Here is a 23615-nt window from a genome sequence, read left to right on the forward strand (position 1 = left end):
AACGAATAATAGAAAGTTTATGGTCGAAATATCTAACGCACAACTCTTAAATGTATTGTAGTTAAAGAATATCGGAAGCAATAATGCTTGACGTTGTGTGGGATTATGGTTGAGAAAGGTCCTTTAAGATTTACATTTAAGAAAATTAAGTCAACTGACGTATCACTTGAAGATGTTGAGGTGGCCATTGGAAGACTGGCAATTGAAGAGGAATGGGAGCCAATGGGTCCTACTCCAATGCCTAAAATTGAAACGCTACGTTCTTGGGATATGAAGCTCTTAAAGAGATACAAGCCATTTTATATGCCATTTTGCGATTTGTGCTGTCTCTGCACTTATGGTAAATGTGATTTAACTGCTGGTAAGAAGGGATCCTGCGGTTTAACTCTTGATACTCAACAAGGAAGAATAGTTTTGCTTGCATGTGCTATTGGAGTTTCCACACATACTAGTCATGCAAGAGAGTTAGTTGATCACTTAATTGAACGCTATGGTGAGGATTGGCCAATAAATTTAGGTTCTGAAATACATGTTGAGATGCCAATTACACGTCTCATTGTAGGAATTAAACCAAAAACCCTTGCAGACTTGGCTTTTGCATTAAGTTATGTTGAGGAGCAAATTGTTCAGACAATTGCAGCTGCTCATACTGGTCAAGAGAGTAGTTATCTTGACTTTGAGTCTAAAGCTTTACACTTAGGAATGCTAGATCACGTTGCTATGGAGATAGCAGATGTTGCTCAAGTAATTACATTTGGTTTTCCCAAGGGAGACCCAGAAGCACCATTAGTAGAGCTTGGATTAGGATGTGTAGATATATCGAAGCCTGTCATTCTCTGCATAGGGCACAATGTTTCTGGTTCAATAGATTTAATGGATTTTCTGGAGAAGAGTGGTCTTGGTTCTCCTGGTGAAATGATTGAAGTTGTAGGTTTATGCTGTACTGCTCATGATATGGCTAGATATAGAAAAACTGCTAAGATTGTTGGTCCTATATCTTATCAACTTCGCTTTATAAGGTCTGGTGCTGCTGATGTCATTATTACTGATGAGCAGTGTATTCACACTTCTGTTCTACATGAAGCACAAAGGGTTAATACACCATTGATTACTGTTTCGAATAAAGCGTTACGTGGACTTGAGAATGTTTCTGACAAGCCGGTTGATGAAATAGTGAATATGTTGGTTTCTGGTAAAGTGCCTGGAGTAGCAATTCTTGATTTAGAGAAAGCTGCAGCTGTAGCTGCTTTAACTGCTCTTAGAATTGCTCCACTAAGGAAAAAGTTTAAGGTTATACCTGATAAGAGGGAGCTAATTGAAATTGCCTCTAAATGTGTGAATTGTGGTAATTGTAGAAGGAATTGTCCAATAGATTTACCTGTAGATGAAGCTGTGACTTTCGCAAAGAAGGGTGATTTAAGTAAACTTGTTATACTTCATGAGGTATGTTTGGGTTGCGGTAGATGTGAAAGTGCGTGTCTAAGGAAAATTCCTATATTAAGTTTGATTACTGGTGCTGCTGAACATAAGATTAAAACTGAAAAATATTTGGTGAGGGCAGGGAGGGGTCCAATAAAGGATACTGAGATCAGAGAGGTTGGCTCACCTATTGTTCTAGGTGAAATTCCAGGTGTAATTGCCTTTGTTGGTTGTGCCAATTATCCTAATGGTGGAAGAGAAGTTGCGATGATGGCTGAGGAGTTTCTAAGAAGGAGATTTATTGTTGTTACTTCAGGCTGTGCTGCAATGAGTATTGCTGAATATCGCACTGAAGAGGGCACTACACTATATGAGGAGTATTCTGGCGCCTTTGAAGCAGGTGGACTTGTAAATGTTGGTTCATGTGTAGCTAATTCACATATAGCTGGGGCGGCAATCAAAATTGCAAATATATTCGCTAGGAGAAATTTGAGAGCTAATTTTGAGGAGATTGCTGATTACGTGTTAAATAGAGTTGGAGCTTGTGGGGTTGCGTGGGGTGCATATTCACAAAAGGCTGCTTCTATAGCTACAGGTTTTAATAGACTTGGTGTACCTGTTATTATAGGTCCACAGGGGGCAAAGTATAGGCGTCTATACTTAGGGCGGAAGGAGGATCATGAAGCCTTCACTGTGTATGATGCTAGGACTGGTGAAAGAGTGTGGGTTGGGCCTGCACCAGAACATTTAGTCTATGTTGCTGAAACTAAGGAGGAAGCAATGGTGATGGCAGCTAAGCTATGTATTAGGCCTAATGATACAACTAAGGGTAGAATGATAAAACTTACCCACTATGTAGGATTGTATAAAAAGTTCTACGGTATTTTACCTGACGATCTACATATGTTCATTAGGACAGAGGCTGACATACCAATAACTTACAAATTTGAAATTATTGATTACTTAAAGAAAGTTGGTTGGAAGCCGTGGGAGAGACCAGTAGTAGATCCAACGTTGTTAAAGCGTTTAGTTAGGAAGCGTAAGTAGGAGGTGAAGATTTTGAGTGTAATTCCTTGGCAATTTGGTAATGTGCCTGGACCTAAAACTGCTTTAAAGCTGAATGGCGAGGTTGCTGGAAGACTTATCAAAGCTTCTAAGAAGCCATTAATTATAGTGGGAGCAGATGCTTTGAAAATTAAACTTTCAGAAGATAAATGTCTTTTAGATTTCTCAATTGAACTTTCAAAGTTGGCTAATGCCCCTATTGTTGCAACTGCAAATACTCTCAAAGCCTTTCTTGAAAGGAATTTTAAGCCTACCTTAGTTTTAGGATCTGTGGAGATAACTGATCGTCTCAGAGATTCTCAGTGGAGTGTTAATGGTTCAAATCCGCATGACCTAGTAATTTTCATTGGAATCACCTATCAACTTCAATCACAGTTGCTATCAACATTAAAAAACTTTGCACTTCACTTAAAGACCATGTCTTTAGATAGATATTATCATCCAAATGCGTCATGGGCTTTTCCAAATCTCCCCCACAATAAATGGGTAGAAAATCTTAATACGATCCTTGAGGTTTTAAGAAAGGAGAAGGAGTGAAAAGGAAATGTCGGCTTTTGAAGGTTTCCCTATTGAAATAAGTCCTGCATTTGAAGGTCAAAGAGTTAGAAGGAAGGACATGTACGTCGAACTTGGGGGACCTAAAGTTGACTACAAGTTTGAGCTTGTACGTGTAAAGTCTATGGAGGAAGTTGAAGATGGAAAGGTGGAAATCATTGGTCCTGATCTAATGGACCTTAAGGAAGGGGCCTCTTATCCTTTTGCAATTCTTATTCATGTAGCAGGAGAGAGACTTGACACTGATTTGGAAGGTGTGATTGAACGTAGAATACATATGTACACCAATTATATTGAAGGAATTATGCATTTGAATCAAAGATACGATATTTGGATTCGGATTGCTAAGAAATCAGTTAAAAAAGGTTTAAATTCATTTTCATGGTGGGGGAAAGCCTTAATAACCTTATTTAAATCAGAGATGCCTTACATTGAGAAGATGCAGGTAACCTTTATAACTGAACCCGAACTTATCAAAGAGAAATATGAAGAAGCGCTTAGAATTTATGAAGAACGCGATGCTAGAGTCAGAGGCTTAAAGGATGAAGAAGTAGATATGTTTTATGGATGTGTTCTTTGCCAGTCCTTTGCACCAACACATGTCTGTGTTATTACTCCAGAGAGAATATCGCTTTGTGGTGCTCTAACATGGCTTGATGCTAGAGCAGCAGCTAACATTGATCCAAAGGGTCCAAACTTCCCTATACCTAAAGGCGAATTGATTGATCCAGTTAAGGGTGAATGGAGTGGAATTAATGAAGTGGTATCTAAGAGGTCGCTTGGAGAAGTAACTAGAGTTTACCTTTACAGTATGTTTGAGTATCCTCACACTTCATGTGGATGCTTCGAAGCTATAGCCTTTTATATTCCTGAAGTTGATGGTATCGGAATTGTCCATAGAGGTTTTAGAGGAGCTTCTGTAAATGGCTTACCGTTCTCTACCATGGCAGCTCAGACAGGAGGAGGCCAACAATCTGAAGGTTTCTTGGGAATTGGAATTGAATGGGTGCGTTCAAGAAAATTCTTCTATGCTGATGGTGGATGGAATAGGATTGTATGGATGCCAAAAGACTTGAAAGAGAGAGTAAAAGATGCAATTCCACCTGAATTACATGATAAAATTGCAACTGAAGAAGATGCAACCAATACAGAAGAACTTAAGAAATTTCTATTAGAAAAGAATCATCCACTTGCATCTAAGATAAGAGAGATGGAAAAGGCCGTTGAAATGGAGGCTGAAGCTGAAGAAGTGCCGGCACAACAACCAGTACAAATGCCAGCTATGCCTCAATGGATTCCACAAGTTCCCGCTCAACCAGTACAAATGCCTATGATGCCTGCACAAGTTGGCTTCAAAATAACTTTGAAGGGTGTCAGAATAAAGATAAACAAATTGATAGTCAAAAAAGCTGGTGGGAAGTAACTTGACTAATGAGGAAAAGCAAGAGGAAGAATTTGCTAACTCTTTAATTCAATTAATTTCTAATTTATTGAAGCAGAATTATATTGTTGAATTAAATGGTGTTGAAATTAAAGCTGAGAAGCTAATTATTACGCCATCGGAGAGTCAGGAATGAACAGGCAGAATAAGAATAAATATCTGAAGGATCTGTTAAATTTGCTTTCTGATGCAGAGGAATTGGAGTTAACAGACGTTATTATTGATGCTGATGAGCTAGTGGTAACTTATATTCCTCCACAAGCTCCACAAATGCCTGGATACTTTAAACTTTCCTTAGAACCTCTAACTGGTGCTGGTAAAATAGAATTTCTAGTTGAATCATCCCCATTTGGATTGAGATTGCTATCTCCAGTACCTCCTCCATCTATAGAGAAACCCAAGGTTATAGAACTTATTAAAGTCCCATTCAAGTATCCTAAGCTTAAATTTACTGGTAAGATTGCTGAGGTAGTTATTGGAGCCACTAAAAGTGAGGGAGGTACCAGAAGCTATACTGTTAAAATTGGAGGTGCCACTACTCCTCCATACTTCCTATTCGCTGATATACCGCCTAATCCTATTGCAACATCCTTAGATGTTTTCGATATGCCCCGTGCTCCTAGACCAGTAAGAGAAATGTATGGAGATGCAATTGAAATTCCTTCTGAATGGGCTAGAATGGCAGTGGAAAAATATGGCGCACAATTAATTTCTTTTCATTTAATAAGTACTGATCCTGGAATAGAAGACACTCCGATTAATGAAGCTGCTAAGAATGTTGAGGAAGTTTTACAAGCAGTTAAGGTTCCATTGATAATTGGTGGTTCAGGCAATCCTATTAAAGACGTTGAATTGTTTACTAAACTTGCAGAAATTACTGCCGGTGAGCGAGTTGTTTTTAACTCAGTTACCTTGGATATGGATATTGAAAAAACAGTTAAACCCATAAATGATTTTGGCCATGATTTAATAGCATTAGCTTTCATTGACATTAATCAAGCTAAGGATTTATGTAGGAAGTCTTTAGAGGCCGGATTACCTAAGGATCGTTTAATTCTTGATCCAACAACTGGTGCTTTAGGATATGGAATAGAGTATTCATTTAGTGTTATGGAGAGAATTAGGCTTTCTGCTTTGATGGGTGAGGAAGTACTTCAAGTTCCTATGTGCTCAGCTTCATCCAATGCCTGGGCTGCCAGAGAGGCTTCGTCAAAGGCTCCACATTTAGGACCTAGATCTATTAGAGGCCCATTGTGGGAGGCCATAACTGCAATTATAGCAATGCTTGCAGGAACTGATTTGTTCATGATGCTTCATCCAAAAGCCATGCAGACTCTTAAATCATTTGCTAAAGCATTAGAAGCTGTCCGTAAACCTTTGCATGAATTACCCTATGAGGAGTGGATAACAACTATTTTTTAGGTGATTGAAATGCCTAAGAGATTAAATCCTCTTCATGTTTATAGATTTCTTCCCAAGACTAATTGTGGTGAATGTGGAGAAAAAAGTTGCATGGCCTTTGCTAGTAGATTAATTGAACGGGAGGTATCTATTGAGAAGTGTACTCCTCTTTTTAAAGAGAAAAAGTATGCTTCTAAGCTGAAGGAACTATTAAAACTTTTAAGACCTGCAGTTAAGGAAGTGACATTTGGCGTTCCACCGATTCAAATAAAAATTGGTGGTAAAGACGTAATTTATCGTCATGAATGGACTTGGCGTTTTCAAACAGCCTTAATAATTGATGTACATGATGAAATGAATAATGAAGAATTGAAGAAGAGAATTGAATTTGTGGACAACTTCGTGTATGTGCGAATTGGTAGGGAGTTAAGACTTGATGGCTTTGCTATTAAATGTGTATCTGGTTCTGCAGAGAAATTTGCTAAAACTGTAGCAAGAGTTATGGAGTTAACACAAAAGCCGTTTATTTTGTGCTCTTATGATCCTGAAATTCTTGAAGAAGCATTAATTGTATCAAGAAATAGAAAACCATTGATATATGCCGCCAATGAGAAAAACTGGAAGGATGTAGCTTCATTATCTATTAAGTATGAGTGTCCACTTGTAATTTCGACTCCAGGGAACTTGGAGATGTTAAAGTCTCTCTCAACTTCAATAAAGGAGCACTATAATCAAGATGAAATAGTTCTTGATCCTGGAACTTACACCAATTCATCAATAATAGATACGATTAGTGTTTTTACTGCATTAAGATATGCTGCAATTAATGCAGGGGATTCAGCTTTAGGTTATCCCTTATTAGGTGTTCCAGCGGTAGCATGGTTAGCTAGAGAAAAATCCCCTGAGGAAAAAGCCTTTATGGAGGCAGTTCTAGCATGTAGTCTAATGGCTAGATATGCTGATATACTAATATTGCATAGCATAGATGTGTGGTCCATTCTACCATCAATAGTGTGGCGCGACTGTGTGTATACTGATCCAAGAGTTCCACCTTCAGTTAAGCCAGGGTTATATGAAATAGGTAAACCAAATGAAAATTCACCGCTATTAGTTACAGGTAATTTCGCTCTAACCTACTATCTAGTTAAAGATGATGTTGAGAAGGCAAAGACTGATGCATGGCTACTAGTAATTGATACTGAAGGTACAAGTGTTCAGTCAGCTGTAGCTGGTAAGAAGTTTACTTCAGACAAAATAGTTGAATTAATTGAAGAATATAATTTAGCTGAAAAGGTGAAGCATAATAGCATTATATTACCTGGATATGCAGCACGTTTAAGTGGTGAACTTGAAGATATGCTTAAAGATTGGAAAGTATTTGTTGGTCCCAGAGATTCAGCTGGTATTAAAAAGTTTCTAGAGAAAATATGGATTCCAGAGATATTTGGTGAAAGTAAGGGAGAAGCGTGAGTTAATGATTAATTTGAAATTATTAATATTACCGCTTCATAATCAAAAATTAGCTTCTCAAGTTAGTACGTGTAGCAAAGAGTATGTTGAGTCATCTGCCGTGGCATTTTTATCTCCATTTGATATGAAAAAATTAAATCTTAAGGATGGAGACTGCATTGAACTATCCTTCCTCGGGGTTAAAGTGGTAGTAAGAGTCTTCGAATTAGAGAAGTTGAATAAGGGTTTTATTGTGTTACCTCCAAGTCCATGGGCTATGTCTCTTTTGCCTCCTATTATTAATAGTGAGGGTCAGCCGGTTTATGGGAGAATTACTGTTACAGTTAAGCCAGCAAATTGTCCTCCAACTTTCATAGATAATTTAGTTTAGATTAGAGTTTCTTTCAATTTATCAATTCTTCCTAGTTCTATTAATGCTCTCATCTTTCTAGACTTCAAATTAGCTATAAGTTCATCTATTATTTTTCTTGCAACTTCAAATTCTTTCGGTTTAGGTGGAACTGGTGCTGGTGGAGGAATTTCAATTATTCTTGGAGGCGGTCTAATATTCCTTACATATACTTTGGGTGGTGGTGGAGAATATTCTGCAATAACCTTATTTAGATGTTTGATTATCGATTTTGACCATAAATTATCGATATCTTTTATTTTAATTTCTTTTATAGTGATATAAATTACATTTTCTGGGCATGCTTCTTGGCATGCTCCACAGTATATGCAGCTTTTCTCTGAAATTTCTATACCTTTTCCTTTCTTGGGCACATAAATGGAATTTGCGGGGCATATATTCACACAGTTTTTACAACCAGAAGGGTCACATTTGTCTAAGTTTACTAGCTTAATTTCACCTCTTATTGCTCTTTCAACTTTTAATGCTTCTACTGGACACTCTTCTTCACATAATCTACAATATATGCATTTTTCTTCATTGATGGTTATTTTTCCCTCTATTTTTGGTTCTAAAATCTCTCTGGGAGCTGAAGCTTCACACTTAACTTTTATTGCTTCTACTGGGCAAATTTTTTCGCATAACTTGCAGTAATCGCATTTTTCTTCATCGATTAGTATTCCTAGACCGGCTTTAAATAGTGGTGGCTTTGGTTCTGTCCAAACAATTTTTATTGCGTTACAAAGTAGCTCGCATAGACCGCAATATATGCATTTTTCTTCATTGATGCTTATTTCACCTTTAGCCCAAACTTCATCGCTTTCATATTTTACTAATTCCTCCTTTTCAAGTACCCTTATTTTTGCTTCGATTGCTTCTTTTGGACATATTTTTTCACATAAGAGGCATGGTATACATTTCTCCTTATCTATTTGAATATCGCCTTTAACCTTTACATATTCTGGTTTCCCCTCAAATTCTAATGTTAATGCATTTAAAGGGCATATTGCTGAGCATATTGGGCATGCTATGCATTTTGTTTCATCAATAATTATTAATGGAGCTTCCATTTCGCCTGAAGCTACTTCTCTTATTGGCCCAAGCATTATTGCTTCTAATGGGCATACTTTAATGCATAATCCGCATCCATTGCATTTTTCTTGGTGAAATTTTAGTTTTTTAATTAGTTTTTCTGCTTTCCATTCATATTCCATTATATGGTCTATGGATGTTAATTGTAGGGTTGGTTTCTCACTGTTCAATGTACATCCCCTTTTAATTCGCTTCCTAGTGGGCCTATCTCCTTGATTTTCTCAACAAATTTTATAATCTCTTTTGCTACTTCTTCTCCCTCTGAAGCTGCTGCACCTATAATCTTTACTCGTTCTGAATTTATTTTCATAATTTTTAGTGCCTCTTTTAGTGTCTCTATTTTTCTATTTGCTCTTTTTCTTCCAGTTCTATAGTGACAGTCTTGTTCTCTACATCCTATTACTAGGACTCCATCTGCACCATATTTAAGCGCTTCCAGTATGTGTATTGGATTTACTCTTGCTGAGCATACTACTTCTATAACTCTGGTTCCGGTTGGATATGGTATTCTGTTTATTCCTGCAAAGTCTAATGCTTCATAGCCACACCATTTACATGCAAATATTATTATTAATGGGAATTCTTTTTTTTCTTCCAGTATCGCTTTTATCATTTCAGATATTGCTTCATTGCTTAGTTCTACTGTTGGTATTAATGCTCCAGTTGGGCATGTGGCTATACATGCTTGACATCCCATACATGCTTCTTCAATTATCTTAATTCCTTCTCTAGTCATTTTAATTACGTTGTGCTCGCAAGCTAATATGCATAATCCACAGAGAATACATTTTTTGTTGTCTACCCTTGGAGCTTGAACTTCAATTTCCAATTTGTCTTCCATTAGTAATGAGGCTGCTTTAGATGCTGCTAATCCTGCATGGGATACTGTGTCAGCAATGTCTTTGGGTCCTTGGCATGATCCAGCTAAGAAAATTCCATGTATAAATGTTTCAGAGGGTCTCAATTTAGGATGATATTCCATGAAAAATCCTTCTGGGCTTAATGGTATACGTAGGATTCTAGATAATTTTTTATTATCTTCAGCTGGTTTAACTCCTGCTTCTAAAACTACGAGGTCAACATTTATTTGGAAAAGTTCATTTATAGTATTGTCAAAAAATGTTAATTGAATTGAACCATCGTCATTTTCCTTAATTTCACTTGGAACTCCCCTTATGAAATGAATATTTTCTTTCTTTCTAATTCTCTGATAGAACTCTTCGAAACTTTTTCCAGGAGCTCTAATGTCGATGTAAAAAACATATACTTCAACTTTAGGGTTTAATAGTGACAGGTAACATGCATGTTTTAATCCAGCCATACAGCCAAATCTACAACAATATGGTAGGTATCTTTCATCTCTACTCCCTGCACATAAGATTATAGCAGCACGTTTTACTTTTTTCCCATCTGAAATTCTGACTACCCTCCCCCTCGTCGGTCCATCTGGGTTAACTAATCTTTCGAGTTCTATTCCTAATATGACATTTTTAAATCTGCCATAACCGTATTCAGCTAATTCTTCTCTACTAAGCAGACTATATCCAGTGGCGATTATTATGGCTCCAACATTCAACTTGATTTCTTCTTCTTTCTGATTAAAGTCTATTGCTTCCTTATCACATACGCCTATGCATGACATGCATCCAATACAATTTTCAATGTCAATGTAGGGTGCTACTGGAACTGTTTCAGAGACTGGCTTTACTATTGCTTTTCTAAATCCTAGTCCATGATTGTATTCACATGGTAATTCTATTGGACAAACATCTAGACATTTATTACATCCGTTACATTCACTTTCATCAACATATCTTGGTTTTTTAATGATTTTCACTCTATAACTTCCTGGTGTACCTTGAACTTCTTTTACTTCACTTAAAGTGTAAACTCTTATTTTAGGATGTGAATAAGCTTTAGATAATAATGGCCCCAATATGCATATGCTACAGTCTAACGTTGGAAATACCTTGTCTAGTTTAGCCATATGGCCTCCCAGAAATCCTGTTTTCTCTATTAAGTAAACTTGAATATTTTTCTCAGCTAAGTCTAATGCAGCAGTTATACCTGCAACTCCTCCTCCAATTACTAATGCACTTCTAGTTACTGGAACCTTAACTGTATATTTTGGAGTTAGGTATGGTGCTATAGCTAGACCTGCCCTAATTAGATCAAGTGCTTTTTTAGTGGCTTGTTCCGGGTTTTGCCAATGAACCCAACTGCATTGTTCTCTAATGTTAATTACCTTTACATAGCCACCATTTAATCCAGCCTTTTCGGCATTTTCTTTAAACAGTTTCTCATGTAAATGTGGTGTGCAAGAGGCAATTATAATTCTACTTGGTTTTTCTTTTGTAATGATTTCTCTTATTTTTAATAATCCGTCTTCACTGCACCAATGGTCATGAATGTGGCATGCGACGTTTTTTATTTTTGAGATTTCACTAATTATTTTGTCAATGTTTATTACTCCTGCTATGTTTGTCCCGCATTTGCAGATTAGCAGTGCTATGTTATTTCTATTCAACATAATCACCTAAATATTTTGTAGAAGTTTCTTGAGTATTGTTTTCTCACTTTCAACAGGAGGTAGTGGTTTTATGAAGGGTGTTAATTCAATTTCTATACCGTCTGTTCTATAGATCTTTCCGCAATCTTCAATTCCCAGAATTGATCTCGGAATCTTAACTTTAGCTATTTTTGATGTTAATGTTTTTCTTTCACCAATATATATTGTTGGAATTTTTTTAAGTCTTCTAGCTATTGATAGGGGTATGTGAGTGTAGAGATCGCTTTCAACGATTAATGCGGCATCAATTTCATTATTTAAGAGTTTTGTGAATGCATTCGTTATTGAAGGCTCATGTGTGGGATTTCCATCATTAAAGTCGATTGCATGGGGTGCCCCTAATATTTCATATGGAATTAATGCTACACCTAGTGAGTTGACTTCCTCAGCCAATGGGCTTATCGTACTCATTAATCCGGCTGACATAATATCCTTCATCAACTCTACAATTTCTCTATAAATTTCTGCTGCCATAATATTTGTTAGTATATGGTTTCCAACAAATATTGATATGAAACTCGATTTTTTTATATCATCCAGTAAGAGTAGCCATGATTCGATGGTTAACCAGGAATTTTTTTCACCGATAATTTTTCTATCAGCTATTGTTTTTCTAAGTTTTCTGATGAATTTCAGTTCTTCACCTGGTGTTAATGTTATTTTATAGTGCGCTATTTTCATTGAATTGTTTTCCCAATAGTCGACCATTAGTATTGTTCGACTTTCTCTTCCGGTTTTTATTACTTCTCCTCTCGGATAAATGGCATATTTACTTGCATGTCTTAAATGAGTATTCGATAAGTCTATAAAAAAGTACATTATAAAATCTGATTTATCTAAAACATCCTCAAATGTTATTTTTTCTGCTTTGACTTCTTCAATTATTGGTATATGGTAATGACATATACTTGGAGGTGTATCAAATACTCCATTAACCTTCCTTGCTAATTCAAGTCCTAACCTAATAGCTTCATTAGAACTATTTGCAAAGCCATAGATTAATGGTTTTTTGGCGGATGATAATATTTCTACTGCCTTTTCTATTGCTTTGTCAATGTTTTCTTCGCTTCCTTCAAGTCTATTTGTCATGATCTCTTTAATTCGCTTGGCTCCGTGGCTACATGCTCCCCAAACATTAGTAATCTTATTTTCATCTTCGATGTCTAATACTAAGTCATTACATGCTAATGAGCAACCTGTACATACTATATTTCCAATTCTCCTCATGCCACCACCTTAATGGCATCGCTTAAACATACTTGTTCACATATCCTACAATTAGTCCTGTGAGGTGGATATCTTCTACATTTTTTAATGTTCAGTATTTTTATTTTCCCATTAACTACTGTGAATACGACTTCACTTGATGTTGGATTCTTTCCTCTTCCTACTTCTGGGTCAATATTTACATTGGCTGGGCAAGCTATAATGCAGTTTCCACATCCTATACATTTTTCATCATCGATTTTGATTAATGTTTCAGCTGCTTCATATAATGGTTTGAGTATTTCTTCAAGTTTAGCTTTATTTTCCCTATATTTTTCTTCCCTAAATAGTGGCTTGCATTCTTCAAGCTTTACTTCCCTTTGTAAAAGTTTGATTGAAAACGCCATACATGTATATCCACATTCTTTACAATTTGTCTTTGGTAAAAACCTATATATTAACATTGGATTTAGCTTTTTACTCATAACACCGCATCCCTACTTAATTTGATGTATCTATAAAACTACTATTATTCAATTTTAAATGTTGCTACTGCACAAAAAATTAAAATATATTTAATGCAATTGCAAAGTGATGTTATATGTGTGAGTTTAAAGTTTTCATAAGAGATGATGCTGAGTCCAAGAAAGTTGCTGAAGACATTATTCTAGTGAAGCTTCATGGAAGTACACTAGTGCTTAGAGATATTATTGGTCAAGAGATTCAGCTTAAGTCTGCCATTATCACTGAAGTAAACGTGCCTAAGGAAACCTTAGAGTTATATTCAAATCCACTGATAGGTAGAATTCTAAGTTTTATCAATAAATATGAGGAATGTGTTAAGACCAATACTTATAGTGAAGATTTAGAGGAAATTTGGGAGGAAATCAAAGCTGAAGGTTCAAGGATGATAAGGAGCTTGTGGATAAAATTAAAGGGATAGTTGTTTAACTATTTTATTTTTTAATTCATAAATTGACTTGACAGCTAATGACTTAGGTGCATAGTCAATTATAGGAGTTCTTGTCATATCTGCAATTTTTATTCTGTTGTCATATGGAATTAAGTGGAATAATTTTAAGCCATATTTTTCTAATTTTTCTCTTACAAATTTCTCTTCTTCTTCATTGCTAATCTTGTTTGCAATAACACTTATTTCCTTAACTTCTATGTCTAACGCGAGTTTTTCAATTCTTTTTGCTGTTTCAATGGATTTAATGCTTGGTTCAATAACTATTAGCATTAAATCAACTCCTTTAGCAGTTCCTCTAGCTAAATGCTCGATTCCTGCCTCCATATCTAGTATGACTACTTCTCCTCTCTTGAGGATTAAGTGTCTAAGTAAAGCTCTCATAAGAGCATGAGCTGGACAAAGGCATCCTATGCCTCCATCTCGAATTGTTCCCATTACGAGTAGTGTAACGTTATCTGGACATTGTACTCCATATTGTTCGATAATGTCATCGACTTTAGGGTATAATTTGAAAAATCCTGCTTCAAGTGAACCTGGATAAACTTCCATTTTTTTCTTTAATAGCTCCCTGTTGACTGATAATGGTGTGATTTTGCTTGCTTGCTTTTCATTTAGTCCAAGTGTATATGCTAAATTGGTATTGGGATCCATATCTACTGCAATAACTTTTAAACCGCCTCTGCCCATAAGCCTGGCTAGGGTCCCTGCAATAGTTGTTTTACCTACTCCTCCTTTACCAGTTACTGCTATTTTCATCTTGCTTTCCTCATATTTTCATGGCGCTTTATAGCTATTAACATGTTTTGTTGCGATATTTATGGCTAGGATTAAGTATTTAAGAAATATTTCCCCACTTTTTAGGGGTTGTTTAAATGGTAATAAAAGAGGTTGTTTCAAAATTTACTCCTGAACAGAGAGAGAAAATAGGTACAATCCTAATTGACATCATCTTAAAATCAAAAAAGGGGTCAGAGTTATGTAGCAGTGATGCAAGGAAGCTAATAAGACTTTGGCAGGAGGATTTGCTTTTCACTGAAAATGGATTATCGTTTCTTCTAGGAGTGGTAAAGAAACTAGAGCCTGAGAAAACTATTGAAAAATTGAATAGTAAAGGATTTAGTAAATTGGCTGAAGTTTTGAGGGAGGGTTAGGTATGGTATGCTTTGGCGTCGAGTTTGTACCTTATGAACCTTTCTGGAAGACTACTTTTTATGCTATTCAAGCTGAGAAGAGGGGTTTTGACTATATTTGGATTACTGATCACTATAACAATCGTAATGTCTATGTTACATTAACTTCGGTGGCTTTACATACAAGTAAAATTAAGCTTGGAATTGGGGTTACAAATCCTTATCTTGTTAACCCTGTTTTAACTGCCCAAGCTGCAGCATCTATAAGTGAAATTGCTCCAAATAGAGTAGTGCTTGGAGTTGGCCCTGGTGACAAAACTACCTTAGCTAGTCTTGGTGTTGAAATGACTCTTCCAGTCGCAGCAGTAAAGGAATGTGTTTTGATTGCCCGTTCACTTTTCCAGACTGGTAAGGTTAAATTTGAAGGAAAGGTCTTCCATATTCCAAAGGCAAAGTTTAATTTTAAGGTTGCTGGTGAAATTCCAATTTTTATTGGGGCACAAGGTCCACAAATGTTGAGATTAGCAGCGAAGTATGGCGATGGGGTCCTAATTAATGCTTCTCATCCTAAGGATGTTGAGGCAGCTATGAGACATATAGCTAAAGGTGCTAAACGTGCTGGTAAGTCTTTGGAGGAACTGGAAATAGCTGCTTATACTTCCCTCTCTATTGATGAGGATTATGAGAAAGCATTTAGTGCAGCTACTAGAGTTGTAGCCTTTATTGTTGCAGGTAGTCCTGACTTCATATTGAAGCGTCATGGAATCGACATTGATAAAGTGGATGAAATTAAAAGGGCTTTAAGTGAGGCTCGATGGAAGGATGCATTTTCTATGGTTGATCAGAAAATGATAGATGCATTTTCAATTACAGGAACTCCGGAAATTTGTGTTAAGAAAATTGAGGAGTTAATTAAATTCGGCGTTACTCAAGTAGTAGCTGGGTCACCAATAGGCCCAAATGTACGAAAATCAATAGATTTATTCAGTGGAAAAGTGATGTCAATTTTTAAATAAGTTTTCTTCGAGTTCTTTCCCTAACAATTTCCTTTAATTTTTCTTTTAAGTTTAATGCTCTTAAAACAGTCTCTATCCCAATATATGTAGCCCAGTGAATTATAGTGTCTCCTAATTCATAGTCATGTGCTGTTGACGCTATACAATATGATTGATTTAGTGAAGCTATATACCCACATAGCTTATCAATAGATTTTCCTTCTAGATTGACTTCATAGTTAAGTAGCATTCTTGCAATATACCAAGTCGCACCGCATGGTGCTGAGGTTTTTATTTCAATTTCTTTAATTTTTATTTTATCTCCACTTTTTACTGTCTCTAGTTTTATGAATGGTATACCTACTCTATACTTCATAATGAACTTGGTTATAATGGGTTTATCTTTTTTAGGCAATAAAAAACAGGGTGGCTTTGGATTGTCAAATTCTATTCCAAGTTCTTTACATTTTTCTTTAACTTGTTTAGAGACTCCTAATGGTGCATCTTGAGGGTTGTTTCTCAGGATTAATAATGCCCTGATTCCTGATTTCTTAAGTATTTCTGGGAGAGTTAAATAAATGTCGTTATGGAGTCCTGTGGCTATAGCTATTTCCGCTTTAGGAAGTTTTTCACCTATTACTTGCTCTGGCTCTTCTATTATTTCTGGAAGTTCATATACACTTGGAATTTTTACTACATTGATGTTCTTTTTAAAGGAGTATTTCCCATATTTACATTTTACTCCAATACATCTAGTAGAGCAAACATTACAGTGTCCTGGTGTGTTTCTTAGATTTTCTATTATTTTTTCTCCATAGTTCTCAGAAATTATTATGCAAATTTTCATGTCATTTTGCAATGTGTCTATACTTGCTTCTCCAATGGTGAATCCGGGCAGTTTATTTAGTTTAAGTAATTCATCATCAGCTATATTATCATAATCATAACATATCAAGGTTGACACCTATCTTAGGATTTTCTCTTAAGTCTCTTCTCTATGGTTTTTTCAAGTTCTTTATTTAGGCCTAAAGCCCTCAAATATGCTTCTCTTTCAATGTATGAGCCCCAATGTAATATGGTATCGCCAAGCTCAATATCATATTTCATTGATCCGATACATGGTGCTGCATGATGGTGAAGTGCTATAAAATCATACAATTTTTCAAGTTCTCTTTCGTTGAAATCTTTTATTTCATAATTTAACATTTGTCTTGCTACATACCATGTAGTTCCACATGGAGCTGAGATGTAGACTTTTATGACTGTTATTTTTTCGATGTTGGCAATTTTGGTTGTTTCTATTTCTATTAATGGTTTCCCTAGTCTGAAGTCTTTTATAAATTGGTCTATTGTCTTTTTATTGCATGGTCTAAGTGTACAGGATGGTTTTGGAGCTTCAAATTCAATTCCATATTCTCCACATTCTTCTTGAATGCTCCTTACAACACCATAGGGTGCATCTTTGGGATCTTCACGAAGTATTATAAGTGCTTTAATATCGCTTTTTCTTAGAAGATTTGGTAATTCGATGTAAATGTCACTGTGAAGTCCAGTGGCTAGAACGATGTCTGCATTAGGTAGTCTTTGCGGTAGATAATTATACGGATTATCTATTACATCTGGTAGTTCTTGAGGTTTTTTCATTTCAATTACAAGTTCAATATTTTCAGCAAATCCATATTTGCTATACTTACATTGTCTTTCAATGCAGAGATGGCCGCAACTAATACAGTGTCCAGTACTGTTAATCATGTTTTCAAGGACTCTTAGTCCATAATCTCCACTAAAGATCAATATTACTTTTAGATTGCTCGGTCCCCAGACTTCTCTCTCACTGAATTCCCCCACTATCACAGCCTTTTCATTTAGTAATTCGAGTAGCTTCATATCTCTTTGCATTTCTTCCTTTATGATATCACTGATTGTCTTTCTCATTCTTAATTAACCTCACAATTACTATTGGCTTATGTTTGATTGACAATAGCATTTTCCATGTTACTTCATTTGGGTTAACATGGAATCTTTCAGCTATTTCCCATGCAGTAGCCCCTGCACCGCTTCCTCTAATTTTGTCAGCTAAATCTGCAACTCTAAGTATTTCATCAGTATTTAGCTTGACTCCTACAGCTGCAATTGGAGTTGCACGTATTTTCCATTTCAAACTTCTACCTATGATCAGGGCTATTACTCCGAAAAATGGTTTTATGCCTTTAATTGCATTGGGTCTTGAAGTGATGTGTAGTCTGCCAAATGAATATGTTTTATCACTATCAACTATCAGTATGCCAACTTTTTTCCCTGTTTCTTTGTAAATTTTTCTCCAAATTTCCTTAGCTACTTCTATTGAATTTTCGAGAGGAAGACATGCGTAGCTGTATGGTACGTTAGTTAAGTCTATTCCTCCTTCTGAATAATGTTTTAATGCTTGAAATGGTCCTGAAAGTCTGAGGCATATTTGTTTATGGACAGCTCCTTCTTTTATTGGATAGTTTCTGAGGAAATTTATTGTTCTGAGTTTGAATTTACATAATGGACCTAAAATATATGCCCAAATAATTCTCATTAAGATGTAAGTTATAATCATGGAGAATAGGCTTGGCTTGATTTTATTTTCGTCAATTAATCTTCCTTGAGCAACTGCTAGTGCTTTTTCAGATATTACGATGATGTCGCCGTCTTGTGCAATTTTATCAGCAATATAAACTATGTACTTATATATGTTCTCTCCAGGGAGCCAATACTTAGTCTTTACAGCTTTGCCCTTTAATTTCAAGATCATTTCTCCTAATGTATGTTTCATTGAATTGAAAATCGGTTGAACATAAAAGTTTTACTTGTTATTTTTGAAGTGATGGGTCATTTCCAGTAAATTTTCTAAGTCGAACAATTTAGGTATTTATTTAATTATTGTAGTCATGAGGGATTATAGTCATTGTATTTTCTTATAATAAGTGTAGGTGACTAACATCATGACAATAGGATAATCCATTAGTAGAGCTCTCTATTTCAACTTTTGTTAAGAATATTTAACAAACTTTTTGTTTTTAATTAAATTGTTTACTCATAAGTTTTCCAGTTAGACTGTTATTTTAATTCATATTAATTGTTGTATTTAGGTGATAGTATTATAAATTCGGAGATAATTCTATGTATAATTGGTGAGGTGTGTTGAGGCCTATAAGTGTTGATGATTTAGTTAAATTGACCTTTGTCTCTGATCCTCAAATTGCTCCTAATGGAAGTAAAGTTGCCTTTGTTGTGACTAGAATGAATCTTGATGAGGATGAGTATGTTAATAGGATTTGGATTGCTGACTTAGAATCAAATGATGTTTATAGTTTAACGAATGGACCAAAAGACACTAATCCTAGGTGGAGTCCTTCAGGGAAATATTTAGCATTTACTTCGAGGCGTACGTTAAAGAAGGAGGAACGTGGAAGTGAGTTATGGATTATCCGCTTAGATGGTGGTGAACCGAGATTACTTGTGAAGAGAAAAACTGCAATTAGCCGAATTGAATGGCTTCCAGATGAAAATAAGTTGGCTATGCTATCAGATGTCGGTGAGTTGCAGGAAGATGTTAAGGTTATAGATAGATTGCTTTTCTGGTTTAATGGAAGAGGTTTCATTAACACTTTGCGTAGACACTTATTCATTGTTGATGTAAATAGCGGTGAGTTAAATCAAATTACTGAGGGGGAATTTGATGTAAATTACTTTGCAATAAGTCATAAGGGAGATAAGATTGCATATATAGCAAAGTTAGAGGATTCAAAGCCCTATATAACTGACATTTTTGTGTATGATTTGAAGAGTAGTGAGAAGGTTAAGTTGACTGTCTCAAATATGAATATTGATTCATTGTCATGGAGTCCTGATGATCGTAAATTAGCTTTTAGAGGTCATAATTTTAGGCGAGGAACAATTAGTCATAGACACATTTATACTATTGAAATTGAAAGTCGCAAAATTTCTGATTTAACTAGCAATTTAGATAGGAATACTGTTAATAGTTTAAATAGTGATGTTAGAGGGCCTGGTCGAGAGAATGGCCCCATATGGGTTGATGATTATATTTATTTCATCATTCATGATAGTGGCTCTGTTAATCTTCATAGAATTAATACATTGACTGGTAAGGTTGAGAATGTCACTTCTGGGGAAAGAAGTGTTGAATGTTTCTCAGTTACTTCAAAGGATGGTAATCACATTATTGCCTTCACTTCCATGAATGAGCTTATGCCACCTGAATTATACGTAATAAAGAGCAACTTAAAGGAAGTTAAAATAACAAGTTTTAATGATTCGATACTGAGTCAATTGAAGTTGTCTAAACCTAGAAAGTTTAGTTTTAAGGCTAGTGATGGTGTTATTGTTGAGGGATGGATAATGGAGCCATCTTCAGATTATGAGGGTGAGGTTCCCACTATACTTTATATTCATGGTGGACCTAAAACAGCTTATGGTTCATCCTTTATACACGAATTTCATTTAATAACTGCAAGTGGATATGCTTTAGTTTATTTAAATCCACGCGGCAGTGATGGTTATAGTGAAGAGTTTGCGGATATTAGGGGTCGTTATGGCGAAAGGGATTATAAAGATATAATGGAAGGATTAGAATATGCAATTAAGAATTTTGATTTTATAGACGAGAATAGACTTGGTGTTGTTGGAGGGTCTTATGGAGGCTTTATGGTAAACTGGATTGTCTGTCATACGGACAGGTTTAAGGCTGCAGTTAGTATGCGTGGTATTTCCAATTGGTATAGCTTCTATGGAGTTAGCGATATAGGTTACTGGTTTACACTTGATCATATTCTAGGTGGTCTAGATAAAAAACCATTGACTAAGGAAAGTATAGCCAAAATGGTTGAGAAATCTCCATTAACTTATTCTGAAAATGTAAGTACCCCACTGTTGATAATTCATAGCATTGATGATTTGAGATGTTACTATGAGCAAGCATTACAATTCTTTACTGCTTTAAAATGGCTTGGTAAGGATGTTAAACTAGTATTGGTTCCTAAAGAAACGCATGATTTATCTAGAACTGGTAAGCCCAAGCATCGAATCGAAAGATTGAAGCATATAATTGAATGGTTCAATGAGAAATTAAAGAAGAAAGAGTAAAAACAATTATCTATTTTTGGAATTATGTCTTAACACTTTTCCTGGAAATCTTCCCGTATGTTTTTCTTCTTCAATTACTATTTCTCCATTGACGATTACGAAGTGTATTCCTTTAGGGTATTGCATTGGATTTGTAAATGTTGCTTCATCTTTTATTTCCTTGGGATTGAATATCACTAGGTCGGCCCAAAATCCTTGTCTTACAATTCCTCTATCTAATACTCCAATTTTTCTTGCTGGTAGTGACGTCATCTTTCTTATAGCTTCTTCTAGTGTTAAGGTTTTTTGTTCCCTGACATATTTTGCTAGGACTCTTGGATATGTTCCATAGCTTCTTGGGTGAGGCACTCCTTTGCTTAGTATTCCATATGGAGCTAGGGCATATCCGTCTGTGGCAATCATAACCCATGGTCTTTTAATTATTTTTAATATGTTTTCTTCACTTTGGTTGAAGTTTATTATGCCTAGAGACGACTGTCTTTCGACTGCTATTTCTACAAGCTTTATGGCGGTTTCTTCTACTGGTTTTCTCCATTTTTCTGCTACTTGTTTTACTGTTAACCCTTCTAGTGATGGGTCTGCATCAAATCTTGATATTAATGCTCTATCTGCTCCTCCTCTTAACTCCATGACTTTGATAAGTTCTTCTTTTATTTTTTCTCTTGTTTCATGGTTCTTCAATCTTTCAAGCAGTTTTTCTCTTCCTCCTGCATGGGCCCATTTTGGTATCCATGCTAGTAATGATGTGCCACTTGCAGAGTATGGATATTGATCTGCAGTTACTTCAACTCCTTTTTCTCTAGCTTCTTCGATTAACTTTATAATTAAATCGCATTTGTCCCATAGTGGTTTTGCAAGTATTTTTAGATGTGATATTTCTACTGGAATTTGAGCTTTTTCTCCGATTTCTATTGCCTCTCTTATTGCCTCAACTACTTTTCCCCTATCTCCTTCATCTCTTATATGTGATGCATAGATTCCTCCTTTTCTAGCTACGACTTTAGCGATTTCAATTATTTCTTCGGTTTCAGCGTAAGATTGAGGGTCGTATCTTAATCCTGTTGATAAACCGATTGCTCCTTCATCAATTGATCTTTCGGTTAAACTTTTCATCTCTTCCAGTTCATTTTTAGTTGGTTTTCTATTTTCATATCCCAGTACAGCTATTCTTATATTTGCAAATCCAACATATGTTGCTACATTCACTGCAACACCTTTCTCTTCAAGTTTATTTAAATATTCATTCATGTATGTCCAGTCAATTTTTAGTCCATATCTTTCACTAATTTTCATAGCTCTATCCTTCATTTCCCCAAGTATTGGTGCTGCCGAGCTTCCACAATTCCCTATAACTTCTGTTGTCACTCCCTGTCTAATTTTGCTTTCAGCTTTAGGGTTTACAAGTAATGTGTAGTCGGAGTGGCTATGGATGTCTATGAATCCGGGACATACAATTAATCCGTCTGCACTGATAATCTGTTTTGCTTCTTGTTTTATTTTCCTTTTTATCATGATGATTTTTCCATTTCTTATGCCTATATCTGCCTTAAACCATGGATTTCCAGTGCCATCAATAATTTTTCCATTAATTATAAGTGTATCTAACTCCATTTTCTACGCCATTTAAAATTATGTTCAGCTTTTATTTTTAATCGTTGTTAATTTCACTATTTTGTCTATCATTTTCATTCCACTTCCTGTTAGAATAATACATGTATTCTCATATGTGTCTATGTCTTCTATTATTTTTAGATAGGCTGAAAAGGCTGTTGCTGAGGTAGGTTCTACGAGTAAGCCCATTTTAACTAGTTTGCGGAGTCCAACAATTATATCTTTATCAGTAACGACAATTACTTTGCCATTAGTTTCTCTTATTGCTTTAATCATCTCGTTGAGTCTTGGTGGATTGGCTATTCTAATTGCATCTGCTAACTTTGATTTTTTCTTTTTCACTAATTTTTTATTGTAAATTGCATTATAGAGTGGCGTGTATCCTTCAGCTTGTACTGCAATTAGTTGGGGGATTTTATTGATCCATCCAAGATTTATCATTTCTTTGAAGCCCTTGAAGAGTCCTATGAGTAATGTTCCATTTCCTACTGGAGTTATTATTCTTTCTGGTGGTTGCCAGTTGCTTTGTTCAACTATTTCATAGGCGATTGTTTTTATTCCTTCTATAAAGAATGGATTCCATGAATGACCAATATAGTAATCATCTTCTCCTAATTCTATCACTGCTTTCATTGCTGCTTCTTCACGATTTTTTGCTTCGATTATTTGTGCACCAAATGTTTTTATCAAGTTTTTCTTGTTTTTTGGCGCATTTTTGGGTACGTATATCTTTGATGGTATTTCAGCTGTAGATGCATATGCCGATATAGAGGTTCCTGCATTTCCAGATGAATCTTCTACTATTTTTCTTGCCTTTAATAGTACTGCTCTGTTTATTGCGACACTTGCTCCTCTATCCTTAAATGATCCTGTTGGATTTAGGTATTCAAGTTTAAATGATATTAAATGTTTTTGAGTTAGCTTTTTGATTAGCGGTGTTCCTCCTTCTCCTAATGTTACTTTTACTTTTATGTTTAGTGGGATCACTTCCTTATATCGCCACATGTTAAATGGTCTTTCCTTTATTTCATTTTTATTAATGTCTAGTTCTAGAATATTTACTTTAAGTGGACTATGACATTTATCACATTTCCAATATCTGTAGTTCCATGGTAGTATTTCACTACATTTTGGGCATTTTATTTCATAGTTAATTTTTGTTTCCAC

21 protein-coding genes are annotated in these 23615 nt (G+C 35.5%); 11 read left to right on the forward strand and 10 right to left on the reverse strand.

The genetic code is table 11. The features are described 5' to 3' along the window. Positions 1 to 105: 105 nt before the first annotated feature. Genes cdhA through ACW8TM_RS00790 form a run of 7 tightly spaced genes read left to right on the forward strand, consistent with a single transcriptional unit; the run spans position 106 to position 7721 of the window. Entirely contained in the window at positions 106 to 2466 is a 2361-nt protein-coding gene (gene cdhA, locus ACW8TM_RS00760) for a CO dehydrogenase/acetyl-CoA synthase complex subunit alpha (protein ID WP_491531359.1), read from the forward strand. A 12-nt stretch (positions 2467 to 2478) separates the two neighbouring features. After that, entirely contained in the window at positions 2479 to 3021 is a 543-nt protein-coding gene (cdhB, locus tag ACW8TM_RS00765) for a CO dehydrogenase/acetyl-CoA synthase complex subunit epsilon (protein ID WP_491531360.1), read from the forward strand. A gap of 7 nt (positions 3022 to 3028) precedes the next feature. Continuing rightward, positions 3029 to 4462: a CO dehydrogenase/CO-methylating acetyl-CoA synthase complex subunit beta gene (gene cdhC, locus ACW8TM_RS00770; RefSeq protein ID WP_491531361.1), complete on the forward strand. Its 1434-nt coding sequence runs from the start codon at positions 3029 to 3031 to the stop codon at positions 4460 to 4462. 1 nt (position 4463) lies between these two features. After that, complete coding sequence (locus tag ACW8TM_RS00775) at positions 4464 to 4616, forward strand: hypothetical protein (RefSeq protein ID WP_491531362.1); 153 nt, start codon at positions 4464 to 4466, stop codon at positions 4614 to 4616. Beyond that, positions 4613 to 5902, forward strand: a complete 1290-nt coding sequence (gene cdhD / locus ACW8TM_RS00780; protein ID WP_491531363.1) for a CO dehydrogenase/acetyl-CoA synthase subunit delta — start codon at positions 4613 to 4615, stop codon at positions 5900 to 5902. Before ACW8TM_RS00775 ends, cdhD begins: the two co-directional genes overlap by 4 nt. A gap of 9 nt (positions 5903 to 5911) precedes the next feature. Next, positions 5912 to 7351: an acetyl-CoA decarbonylase/synthase complex subunit gamma gene (acsC, locus tag ACW8TM_RS00785; RefSeq protein WP_491531364.1), complete on the forward strand. Its 1440-nt coding sequence runs from the start codon at positions 5912 to 5914 to the stop codon at positions 7349 to 7351. After that, positions 7329 to 7721: a hypothetical protein gene (locus ACW8TM_RS00790; protein ID WP_491531365.1), complete on the forward strand. Its 393-nt coding sequence runs from the start codon at positions 7329 to 7331 to the stop codon at positions 7719 to 7721. Before acsC ends, ACW8TM_RS00790 begins: the two co-directional genes overlap by 23 nt. On the opposite strand, the gene ACW8TM_RS00795 is transcribed toward ACW8TM_RS00790, so the two are convergent. From ACW8TM_RS00795 to ACW8TM_RS00810, 4 genes are read right to left on the reverse strand one after another with little or no spacing between them, the layout of a single operon-like run. Next, the gene (locus ACW8TM_RS00795) at positions 7718 to 9001 is read right to left on the reverse strand and encodes a 4Fe-4S binding protein (RefSeq protein WP_491531366.1); all 1284 of its coding nucleotides are present in this window, start codon (positions 8999 to 9001) and stop codon (positions 7718 to 7720) included. The genes ACW8TM_RS00790 and ACW8TM_RS00795 overlap by 4 nt on opposite strands. Next, the gene (locus tag ACW8TM_RS00800) at positions 8998 to 11358 is read right to left on the reverse strand and encodes a hydrogenase iron-sulfur subunit (protein ID WP_491531367.1); all 2361 of its coding nucleotides are present in this window, start codon (positions 11356 to 11358) and stop codon (positions 8998 to 9000) included. Before ACW8TM_RS00800 ends, ACW8TM_RS00795 begins: the two co-directional genes overlap by 4 nt. A 9-nt stretch (positions 11359 to 11367) precedes the next feature. Further along, complete coding sequence (locus ACW8TM_RS00805) at positions 11368 to 12627, reverse strand: molybdopterin-binding domain-containing protein (RefSeq protein ID WP_491531368.1); 1260 nt, start codon at positions 12625 to 12627, stop codon at positions 11368 to 11370. Beyond that, entirely contained in the window at positions 12624 to 13091 is a 468-nt protein-coding gene (locus ACW8TM_RS00810; RefSeq protein ID WP_491531369.1) for a (Fe-S)-binding protein, read from the reverse strand. The genes ACW8TM_RS00805 and ACW8TM_RS00810 overlap by 4 nt, the downstream gene beginning before the upstream one ends. Positions 13092 to 13207: 116 nt before the next feature. Between ACW8TM_RS00810 and ACW8TM_RS00815 the strand changes: the two genes are divergently transcribed. After that, on the forward strand, positions 13208 to 13549 hold the full coding sequence (locus ACW8TM_RS00815; RefSeq protein ID WP_491531370.1) for a CooT family nickel-binding protein: 342 nt from the start codon (positions 13208 to 13210) through the stop codon (positions 13547 to 13549). Here ACW8TM_RS00815 and ACW8TM_RS00820 read toward each other — a convergent pair. Then, positions 13538 to 14335 (reverse strand): ATP-binding protein, encoded by a 798-nt coding sequence (locus ACW8TM_RS00820; protein WP_491531371.1) that lies wholly within the window; start codon positions 14333 to 14335, stop codon positions 13538 to 13540. The genes ACW8TM_RS00815 and ACW8TM_RS00820 overlap by 12 nt on opposite strands. 116 nt (positions 14336 to 14451) lie before the next feature. Here ACW8TM_RS00820 and ACW8TM_RS00825 point away from each other — a divergent pair, with 116 nt between their 5' ends. Further along, positions 14452 to 14730 carry a hypothetical protein gene (locus tag ACW8TM_RS00825; protein ID WP_491531372.1) on the forward strand — a complete coding sequence of 93 codons (279 nt, stop codon included), beginning with the start codon at positions 14452 to 14454 and terminating at the stop codon, positions 14728 to 14730. Positions 14731 to 14732: 2 nt separating this feature from the next. Further along, positions 14733 to 15725: a 5,10-methylenetetrahydromethanopterin reductase gene (mer, locus tag ACW8TM_RS00830; protein ID WP_491531373.1), complete on the forward strand. Its 993-nt coding sequence runs from the start codon at positions 14733 to 14735 to the stop codon at positions 15723 to 15725. On the opposite strand, the gene ACW8TM_RS00835 is transcribed toward mer, so the two are convergent. The 3 genes from ACW8TM_RS00835 to ACW8TM_RS00845 are packed head-to-tail and all read right to left on the reverse strand — an operon-like array spanning position 15718 to position 18477. Then, positions 15718 to 16659, reverse strand: a complete 942-nt coding sequence (locus ACW8TM_RS00835) for a DUF166 family protein (RefSeq protein WP_491531374.1) — start codon at positions 16657 to 16659, stop codon at positions 15718 to 15720. The genes mer and ACW8TM_RS00835 overlap by 8 nt on opposite strands. A 14-nt stretch (positions 16660 to 16673) precedes the next feature. After that, positions 16674 to 17639, reverse strand: a complete 966-nt coding sequence (locus ACW8TM_RS00840) for a DUF166 domain-containing protein (protein ID WP_491531375.1) — start codon at positions 17637 to 17639, stop codon at positions 16674 to 16676. Further along, positions 17620 to 18477 carry a coenzyme F420-0:L-glutamate ligase gene (locus tag ACW8TM_RS00845; protein ID WP_491531376.1) on the reverse strand — a complete coding sequence of 286 codons (858 nt, stop codon included), beginning with the start codon at positions 18475 to 18477 and terminating at the stop codon, positions 17620 to 17622. Before ACW8TM_RS00845 ends, ACW8TM_RS00840 begins: the two co-directional genes overlap by 20 nt. A 395-nt stretch (positions 18478 to 18872) precedes the next feature. On the opposite strand from ACW8TM_RS00845, the gene ACW8TM_RS00850 reads away from it, so the two are divergent. Further along, the gene (locus tag ACW8TM_RS00850) at positions 18873 to 20837 is read left to right on the forward strand and encodes a S9 family peptidase (protein ID WP_491531377.1); all 1965 of its coding nucleotides are present in this window, start codon (positions 18873 to 18875) and stop codon (positions 20835 to 20837) included. A 6-nt stretch (positions 20838 to 20843) separates the two neighbouring features. Here the strand turns inward: ACW8TM_RS00850 and ACW8TM_RS00855 are convergent, their stop codons facing one another. Continuing rightward, a complete protein-coding gene (locus ACW8TM_RS00855) occupies positions 20844 to 22448 on the reverse strand; it encodes an N-acyl-D-amino-acid deacylase family protein (RefSeq protein WP_491531378.1) in 1605 nt (534 codons plus the stop codon). A 24-nt stretch (positions 22449 to 22472) separates the two neighbouring features. Beyond that, positions 22473 to 23615, reverse strand: coding sequence for a threonine synthase (locus tag ACW8TM_RS00860; protein WP_491531379.1), 1143 nt, complete (start codon positions 23613 to 23615; stop codon positions 22473 to 22475).

The organism is Candidatus Culexmicrobium sp. (genome assembly GCF_058356305.1).